The sequence below is a fragment of the Methylosinus sp. R-45379 genome (assembly GCF_001644125.1).
In the GTDB taxonomy this organism is placed as follows: Bacteria; Pseudomonadota; Alphaproteobacteria; order Rhizobiales; family Beijerinckiaceae; genus Methylosinus.
Window position 1 is genome coordinate 1 of the sequence record NZ_LUUM01000114.1, and the last position, 1665, is coordinate 1665.

General features: G+C 64.0%; 2 protein-coding genes. Both read right to left on the reverse strand.

Features of this window, described 5'->3' with window-relative positions:
* The coding region (locus A1351_RS06620) for a DNA cytosine methyltransferase (protein ID WP_064032556.1) at window positions 1-970 on the reverse strand (970 nt) is incomplete at its 3' end.
* Window positions 967-1665: hypothetical protein (locus tag A1351_RS25190; RefSeq protein WP_198162237.1), on the reverse strand; the 699-nt coding region annotated here is incomplete at its 5' end. The genes A1351_RS06620 and A1351_RS25190, both read right to left, overlap by 4 nt.

The following is a 1665-nucleotide window of genomic DNA, read 5'->3' on the forward strand; positions in this document are numbered from 1 at the left end:
CGTCGGCGACGCCGCCGATGACAGAGAAATCATCCGGAAAAGTCTGGAGCCTGGCCATCTCGCGCATGCTCAGACGTCGGCTGCTCCAATGGAATGGGCCGGTAGCCGGGCCGGGCTGGGCCTGCAATGTCCACGCCGGCTGAGCCTTGGCGAGCTTGAGCAGAAACGACCAATATCGGCGGCGCCAGCCGAACAGAGGCTCGCCTCCGCCGCGCTCCGTGTGCCAAAGATAGTTCTGCCCTTCCGGGATGCTCGGCAGCAGGCGAGCCCATTTCCCCTTGGGCTCCAGCGATGGATCATGCGGCTCGATGTCGTGAATCGCATCCCATGCGGTTCTATAGCGTGGCCGATTGTCGGCCGGGTCGGCGAGCGCCGGGTCGACATGTGTCGCCATGGGGAACTCGAAGGCGGCGCCATCGCGCGCGCCGATCACGAATAGGCGTCTGCGCAGCTGCGGAACGCCGTAGTCGGCGGCATTCAGGACGGCGATGGATGCGGTGTACCGGGAGCCATGAGCTGCGTTGATTCGCTGAAGGGCGGTCCTTATCAGCTCGAGGCCTTCATCCTTGCCGCGGAACCCCAGACCCTCGACATTTTCCAGCAGGAATGCGCGAGGGAGCGCCTCTTCCAGCACCCGCATATACGCCGCCAAGGTCCCGGCGCGAGGGTCCTCGAGCCGTCGCGCCTCTCCATGCGCCCAAAAGCCGGATTTCGAGAAGGGCTGACAGGGCGGGCCGCCGATCAGAACGTCCGCTTCGCTGACCGTGAGATCGCCCGCTTCGAGAAGCTCGGCGGTCGAGACGAGGGAGATATCGCGATCGATCACACTCCAGGATCGATTCGCGCGCAGCGTGGCGACGCAGCGAGCGTCGATCTCCAAAGCCACGGCAGTCTCGAATCCAGCGGCTTCGAATCCGAGGTCGAGGCCCCCGGCTCCGGTGTAAAGGCTGATCGCGCGAAGCTTAGTCATGCGCGCCAGCCTAGCCGAGCGGCCGCGGCTTCGAAAGCGCCCTGCGGCTCGCGCCACCAGCTTTCGTCGACCAGCACATTGCTCGCCAGCTTGCCGGCGCATCTCTCGTGGAGCGCGAGGGACGATGGGAGCATGTATCGAAACTCCCAGCGCTCGGTGACTGCGTGAAGGCAGCCGGCGACTATGTCGAAATCGCCCGGCGAATAGTATCTCGAGCATGGATCGGCTTTCGCGGCTCGTGTCCGTTGAAAGTCGATACGCGGAAGATTGCGTGTCTTATTGAGCCTGCGCAAGACATTCTTGCATTCCACAGATAGAAGCGGGCCTTCGTGGAAGCGGATACGCAGATCGGGTCCGCCCTCCTCGTCTAGACGCTCGCAATGGGTTACGCCGTCGAGCTGCGCCAATGTCGTGCGCAGATGCTCTTCCGCCACCCAGCCGCGCACAGCCATCTTGAGCCGTCGAGCGCTCGCGATGAGCTCGATGATATCCTCGGTTCGAAGATCGAGCTCTTGCAGAAGGGGGTGCGCTTTTGCCGGCTCGCTCGGCCTTTCGTCGATCGCCTCCGAGCGCATTGCTCCCATGAGCTCTCGCTTCTCGGCGAGCAGCTGCCGATCACCCGGCGGCAGGCCATAGGCGGCGCGCTCGAAGCGAATGAGGTCGAGAAAGGACTCCCGGGTTCCTCCGACCAGCAC